4 protein-coding genes are annotated in these 7,453 nt (G+C 64.2%); all 4 read left to right on the top strand.

Going from position 1 to position 7,453, the window contains the following annotated elements:
- Positions 1-2,659: Ig-like domain-containing protein (locus DRF71_RS09130; RefSeq protein ID WP_112310273.1), on the top strand; the 2,659-nt coding region annotated here is incomplete at its 5' end.
- 32 nt (positions 2,660-2,691) lie between these two features.
- On the top strand, positions 2,692-4,041 hold the full coding sequence (locus DRF71_RS09125) for a TolC family protein (protein ID WP_112310272.1): 1,350 nt from the start codon (positions 2,692-2,694) through the stop codon (positions 4,039-4,041).
- Complete coding sequence (locus DRF71_RS09120) at positions 4,038-6,266, top strand: ATP-binding cassette domain-containing protein (protein WP_232831410.1); 2,229 nt, start codon at positions 4,038-4,040, stop codon at positions 6,264-6,266. The genes DRF71_RS09125 and DRF71_RS09120 overlap by 4 nt, the downstream gene beginning before the upstream one ends.
- Positions 6,263-7,441 (top strand): HlyD family efflux transporter periplasmic adaptor subunit, encoded by a 1,179-nt coding sequence (locus DRF71_RS09115; RefSeq protein ID WP_112310271.1) that lies wholly within the window; start codon positions 6,263-6,265, stop codon positions 7,439-7,441. The genes DRF71_RS09120 and DRF71_RS09115 overlap by 4 nt, the downstream gene beginning before the upstream one ends.
- Positions 7,442-7,453 lie beyond the last annotated feature (12 nt).

Below are 7,453 nucleotides of genomic sequence, written 5' to 3'. Positions count from 1 at the left end.
GGTTGAGCCCGAGCGTCGTCCGCCGACCGTGGATCCGCAGGACCCCACCACTGTCATCATCGACACCGCCGATAAGGAACTCGATGTCTCCGGCACGGGTGAGCCCGGCGATACCGTCACCGTGACCATCGGCGATGTGACCGAGACCACCGTGATTGATGATGACGGCACCTGGCAGGTGACCTTCCCGGAAACCAACCTGCCGGATGACGGCAGCTATGAGGCCGTGGTCGTCTTTGAGCAGCCCGATGGCACCACCACCACGCTGCCCGGCCCGGATTTCATCCTCGATCTGACGCCCCCGGATGTGGACATCACCGAAGGCTCGGAATCGGTTGGCCATGTCGAAAACGCTGACGACTATACCGATGGCGTGCGCATTGGCGGCACGGGTGAACCCGGTGCCTCGGTTACCGTCGTGGTCGAAGGCTACTCGCATTCGACCGTGATCGGCACTGACGGCACCTGGTCGGTGGTTTTCCCGACCAGCGAGATCCGCACCGGCGAATACACCACCGACATCACCGTCACCGCCCGCGATCCGCTGGGCAATACCACGGTGATCACCGACCGCCTGGTGGTGGATACGGTTCCGAACCCGATCGATTTCAACACGGTGACCCGCGACAATGTGGTCAATAATGGCGAAAACACCCTCGGCTTTGCCGTGACGGGGACTTCGGTTGCCGGCGCCGTGCTGGTTGTGACGGTGGAGGCCAATGGCACCACCTATACCCAGACCGTGACCACCCGCACCGATGGCACCTGGACGCTGAACATTCCCGCCGGCACCCTGCCGGGCGGCGAATATGATGCAACCGTTACCGCCACCTCGACAGATGCCGCCGGCAATGGCAGCAGCGAGACCCACAGCTTCCGCGTCGACACTCTGGCTTCGGTCGCCTTCACCGGCACCGTGGCGGGCGACAATATCGTCAATATGGCGGAATCGCGCAATGTGGTGCTGACCGGCACCGCCGAGCCGGGTTCGGTGGTCTCGGTGGCCTGGAACGGCTCGACCCTGCCGGCAACGGTGGCGGCGAACGGCACCTGGTCGGTGACCTTCCCGGCCGTCTCGGGCAGCGCTGTGCTGACCGCGACCACCGCTGTCGTCACTGCAACCGACGCCTACGGCAATACCGCGACCGACAGCCGCGTGATCTCGATCGACCTTGGCACTTCGGTGGCCTTCGATGCGATCCAGGCGGGCGACAACGTGGTCTCGGGCTCTGAGCGCGGCGCAGGCGTCATCCTGACCGGCACTGCCGAACCGGGTGCGACCGTGGTTGTGGCCTTCGGCTCGGGTGAGCGGACGGTGACCGTGGGTGCCTCGGGCACCTGGTCGGCAAGCTTTACCACCGCCGAAATCCCGACGGCGAATGGCGCGAACCAGACTGCAACCGTCACCGCGACCGATGTGGCCGGCAATATCGCGACCGCCAGCCATACGGTTGTCATCGACACCCTGGTGAACCCCTTCGCGATCACCGGCAATTCGACCGGCGCGGATAATGTCCTCAACAATGCCGAGGCGGCCTCTGGCCTGACCATCACCGGCACCGTCGAGGCAGGCTCGCAGGTTCTGGTCAGCTTCGGCGCGAACGGCCCCTACACCGCGACCGTCACCGGCACCACCTGGACCGTGGTGATCCCGGCCGGGGTGATCCCGCCCGGCGAGACCACCGCGACGGTCACCGCCATTGCCACCGACCGTTACGGCAACACCGCGACCCTGCCGACCGAGACCATCGTGATCGACCGCATCGTCACCAATTTCGGGGCGGATACCCCGATCAGCGGTGACGGTCTGGTCAATGCGCATGAGCGTCTGGCCGGGGTTCCCTTCGGCGGCACCGCCGAGGCCTTCTCGCAGATCGAGGTGGTTCTCTCGAATGGCCATGTGCTGCGCACCGCCTCGGATGCCAGCGGCAACTGGTCGGTCACCATCCCGACGGGCTACCTGCCGGAAGGCGATGGTGTCTCGCTCAGCGCGACTGTCACCGCGACCGATCGCGCCGGCAACACCGCCGACCTGATCCGCGATGTGATCGTCGATACGGTGGCGCCGGACGCCCTGGGTGTGGTTGCTTTCGGCAAAGCCGTCGGCAACAACGTGATGACCGAGCTTTACACCACTACGGATGGTGAACAGGTCTCGATTCACCGCGTTGACAGCACGGGTGCGGCAGCCGAACTCAGCTTCGTCCTGACCGAAAACACGAGCATCAACACCGGCAGCGGCCGCGTGACCGCCGATCATTACAGCCTCGACGAGGGTGTGAATGATGGCAGCTATCTGGTTCTGCAAAACACCGACGCGGCCGGAAATGAGAGCTCGACGCTCTTCATCGTCGACAACCGCGGCAGTGTGAACGTGGATCTGGGTCGCGCCGGCCTTGACGGCTTCGACTTCTCGACCATCGACCTCAACGTGGCTCCGCAGGCGCGTCTCACGCTGACCAATGCTGATCTGACGGCACTGACCGGCGGCGACAACGAGCTGGTGATCCGTGGCGACAGCCTGGATCAGGTGCGTCTGCAGCTGACCAACACCACGCCGGTGGAGGTTCGCGAGATCGACGGTCAGAACTACAACGTCTACGCGATGGATGGCGGCACGGTGCTGGTGGATCAGGACATCAACACGACGTTCTTCTGATCCAGTCCCGGAAACCACCCGGAGAACCGGCCATGCAAGCCCGTACCTGCAAGGCAGGCCAGGCAGAGCGATTTCGCTCTGCCGCTGCCCCCCTCATCTCTGGCGTTCTGGTTCTGGCGCTTGCGGGCTGCTTCGGCGGCCCCCAGGCAACCAGGTCCTCCGGATCGCCGGCTGATCCGGCCGCTGCCGGAGAAACCGCCGCCCATCTCGACAAGAAGGGCGAGGTCGTCTCGGAAAAGATCAGCCAGCTGAAACTCAGGCAGTCGATCCTTCCCGAAGACAGCTCTTTCGGACGGGTTGCAGATGCGGTGCTGAAAAGCAGCCAGGCCTCGGCCGAGGCCCAGCTGCGCGTCAAACGCCTGACCGCGCGGGCAAGATCGAAAAACTGGCTGCCGAAACTGGGGCCGGATGTCAGTCTCAGCTCGCTGTCGTCGATTGCAGCCAGCCTTGTGCTGGATACCGCGATCTTTGACCGTGGCCGGCGCCAGGCTGAGCGTGATTTCGCGGCGGCCGATGTCGAGCTGGCGGCGATCGGCCTTGTCCAGGACCTGAACAAAAAGGTCTATGACGGGCTGAAACTGTATATCGAGGCGCAGCGCGCCGCCGAACTGGCAAAGATCACCGAAGCTGCGCTGACCCAGATGGCGGAGTTCGAGCGCGTCACGAAGATCCGCGTCAGTGGCGGGTTGTCGGACGGGTCGGAATACCGGCTGGTCAGCCAGCGCCGCTCTGAAATCGAGGCGACGCTGCTCTCGTATCAGCAGGGCGAGAAAAGCGCCTGGGCCGAGCTTGCATCCCTTGCCGGTCGCCCGATGGAGGCCGAGCGCGGTCTGACATCGCTGCCCCCTGACAATGGCACGCCCGAGCCGCTGACCGTGACCTATGCCAAAGGCGAGGCCACGCGCACCATGGCCGAGGTTGCGGTGGCGAAATCCGGTCTGCTGGCCGGGATCGGGGCGGGTGCCTCGGTCGGCAAGGATGGCAGCATCGACGGCGGGCTGTCGCTGGATGGCGACATTCTCGGCTTCGGGCGCGCCGATAATATGGCCGCGCTGGACGAGGCGCTGGAAGTGACCCGCCGCAAGGTTGACGAGGCCGGCCGCGATGCGGATCGCAAGCTCGTCTCGCTGACCCAGGAGATCAACACGCTGGCTTTGCGCGAGCAGGCCGATGGCGCGGTGATCGCCCAGATGGAAGGCAATATGGGTCTTTATACCGAACAGTATAAGGCCGGCCGCCGCAGCCTGATCGAGCTGACCGGCCAGTTCGAGACCCTGACCTCGATGAAGCGTGACCATGCTTCTCTGAAATACCAGATCGCGCTGGCGCGGCTGGATATCGCGCTGATGCGCGGCGTATTGGTAGATGGAGGCGCAATGTGACCGAGAACCGCGTTATCGCTTTCGATATGAATGCAGGCCAGGTGGCGCCGGGCGCCCGCCCGGTGATCGCCGCGAAACCGGCCAGCCAGCGTTTCACCAATCGCGCAAAGAACCGCGCCACGCTCGCCTCGGTCTATGCCGGGCTGATCGGGTCTGAACTGTCGGTCCCTGACCTGCTGGAGCGGATCCAGACTGCCGCTGATGCCTCGGGCACCGCGCCGGGCCTGGATGAGATGGCCCAGGCCCTGACCCAGGGCGGGCTTTCAACCCGGATCGTCCGCGCCGTCACCCTGCCCGCCGATGGCTGGCCGGCCTTGGTCGAGACCACCAATGGCCAGGTCGTGCTGGTGCTGGGCACCGATGGCGATGGTGTCACCATCTATGACAAGACCGCGCATGACAACCGCGCCGAGCTGCTGCTTTCTGATCTGAACAGTCTCTATGCCGGCCGAATCCTTCAGGCGCGCGCGCCGCTGGCCGAGCTGGAAAGCCGCCATATCGAACAAAAGAACAAGCCGCACTGGTTCTGGGGCGAGTTCCGTCATTTCCGCCGTCCCTTCGGCGACGTCTCTGCCGCCTCGCTGGTGGCGAATATTCTCGCCGTCGCGATCTCGCTTTTCTCGATGCAGATCTATGACCGCGTCATCCCCTATCAGTCGCAGCCGACGCTCTGGGTGCTGGGGATCGGCGTGTTGCTGGCGGTTTGCCTTGAGGCCACGCTGAAAGTCGCCCGCGCGCTGTTGATGGACAATACCGGCCGCAAGGTCGAAATCGCGGTGCAAAAGCGGCTGATGAAGAAGCTGCTCGGCATGAAAATGGGCCCGGGCGAGCGCAAGCCGTCTGAGGTTTTTGCCGCGATGCGCGAATTCGGCGGGGTGCGGGAATTCTTTACCTCGGCCACCGTCGGCACGCTGGCCGATCTGCCCTTCCTTCTGCTGTTCCTTGCGCTGGTGGCGACCATTGCCGGCAATCTGGTCTGGCTGGTGGTGGCGGGCGGTATCCTGATGGTGCTGCCGGGCTTCCTCATGCGCAAAAAGATGGTGCGCCTGGCGGATGAGACCCAGGGCGCCTCGATCAAACAGGCGAAACTGCTGTATGAGGCGGTGTTCGAGCATGAGACCCTGACCACGCAGCGCGGCGAGGATCGCTTCAACCGCATCTGGTCGGAGCTGGTTGCCGTCAATGCCGTCCAGGGCAGCGAGCAGCGCAAGCTGACCACCTTCCTCTCGACCTGGTCGCAGGCGGTGCAGCAGGTCACCTATGTCGCCACCGTGATCGCCGGCACCTACCTTGTCTTCGCCGGCCAGTTCACCGTCGGCACCATCATCGCGACCGGCATCCTGACCGGCCGCACCCTTGGCCCGCTGTCGCAGGTCTCGTCGATGATGGCGCGCTGGAGCCAGGTGAAAATCTCGCTGAAAGCGCTGGAACAGGTGGCGGAATCGCGTCAGGCCGAAGAAGAGGGCCGCCGCTATCTGCGCCGCGACCGCATGGCCGGCAGCTTCGAGCTGCGCAACCTTGAATTCCGCTATGACCAGCAAAGCGCCCCGGTGGTCGAGATCAACGGCGTCGCCATCCCGCAGGGCCAGCATGTTGCGGTTCTGGGTTCGAACGGGTCGGGGAAATCAACGCTCCTGCGGCTTCTGGCCGGGCTTTATGAGCCTGGTCAGGGCCGGGTTCTGGTCGACGGGATCGACCTCAACCAGATCCATCCGCGCGACCTGCGCCGGGGCATCGGCTATCTGGGCCAGGAGGTGCGGCTGATCCAGGGCACCATCCGCGACAACCTCAACATGAACCAGCTGGAGCGCGATGACGACCGCCTGCTGCAGGCGCTGGATTTCGCAGGCCTGGGTCCGTTTGTCAGGAACCATCCGCGGGGTCTTGATCTTGAGGTCCGCGAACTCGGCGAGGGGCTTTCCGTCGGTCAACGCCAGTCGATCGGCTGGTCGCGGCTCTGGCTGCAGGATCCGCAGATCGTGCTGCTGGATGAGCCGACCGCCGCGCTGGATCAGACGCTGGAAACCACGCTGGTCAGCCGGCTGGGTGGCTGGCTTACGGGCCGCACGGCGGTGATCGCGACCCACCGGGTGCCGATCCTGCAACTGACCGAGCGCACGCTGATCCTGCAAAATGGCAAGCTGGCGGTGGACGGGCCGAAAGAAGCGGTGCTGGCGCATCTGGCGAAAGCCCAGGGTGTCAAACTGGCAGGAGCGGGCGCATGACGGCAGTTTGGTCCGACGAATTCGAGAGCCGCTCGAAAAGCCCGTCGCTGGTGATCTGGGCCATCGGGGCGGTGATCCTGGTCTTCCTGACCTGGGCGGCCTTTGCCTGGCTGGATGAGATCGTCAGCGCCGAGGGGACAGTCGTGTCCTCCTCGCGGCCGCAGATCATCCAGAACCTCGAAGGTGGTATTCTCGCCGAGCTGAACGTCGCCGAAGGCGATGTGGTCGAGCCGGGCGAGGTGCTGGGCCGGCTGCAATCGACGCAGTATCACGCGGCGGTGGACGATTATACCGATCAGCTGGCGGGTCTTTCGATCCGCCGTGCCCGGATCGAGGCCGAGATGCGCGGCGAGACCTCTTTCACCGTGCCCGAGGATCTGGCAGTGCGGGTGCCGGATATTCTGGCCTCTGAAACCTCGCTGCTGAAAGCGCGGATCGAGGATTTCAACGCGCGGCGTGAGGGGGCGGAGGCGATCCTCGAACAGGCGAAACGCGAGCTGGATATCATGGAGCGGATGCTGGCCCAGGAGGTTGCGCCCGCCATCGAGGTGACGCGCGCCAAGAAGGCGCATCGCGATGCCGAGAACCAGTTGTCTGATACGCTGACCAAAACCGAGCTGGAGCGCGCCAAGGAATATTCCGATACCCTGGCCGAGGTGGCGACGCTGGAGCAGAAACTGAAAGTCGCGCAGGACCAGCTGGGCCGCACGACGCTGGTTTCCCCGATGCGAGGTGTGGTGAACAAGATCGGAATCACCACTATCGGTGGTGTTGTGCGCCCGGGTGAAGAGATCCTCCAGATCATTCCGTTGGACGAAGAACTCTATATCGACGCCAAGGTGAGGCCGCGCGATATCGCCTCGGTGCGGGAGGGGCAGACGGCGGTGATCAAGCTTTCGGCCTATGATTACACGATATACGGCTCGCTGAAGGGGGAGGTGACTTTCGTATCCGCCGATACGTTTATCGACGAGCGGTCGCGCGCGGTGGATGGTGACCCGCATTATATCGTGACGCTCAAGGTCGATATGGCGCAGCTGACCGACCGGCAGAAGAACCTGCAAATCCGCCCGGGCATGCAGGCCAGCGTCGAGCTGGAAACCGGCGCCAAGACGGTGATGACCTATCTGCTGAAGCCGCTTTATAAATCGAACGAAGCGCTGCGCGAGCGCTGAGATCATCGGCCC

The organism is Pseudogemmobacter bohemicus, from assembly GCF_003290025.1.
Classification (GTDB): Bacteria; Pseudomonadota; Alphaproteobacteria; order Rhodobacterales; family Rhodobacteraceae; genus Pseudogemmobacter; species Pseudogemmobacter bohemicus.
The sequence above is the reverse complement of the archived record's forward strand: the minus strand, read 5'-3'. Positions and strand labels throughout refer to the sequence as shown.

Bases quoted from the DNA above. Each gene is read 5' to 3' on its own strand.
- DRF71_RS09125 (WP_112310272.1), top strand. From the start codon at position 2,692: ATGCAAGCCCGTACCTGCAAGGCAGGCCAGGCAGAGCGATTTCGCTCT.
- DRF71_RS09115 (WP_112310271.1), top strand. From the start codon at position 6,263: ATGACGGCAGTTTGGTCCGACGAATTCGAGAGCCGCTCGAAAAGCCCG.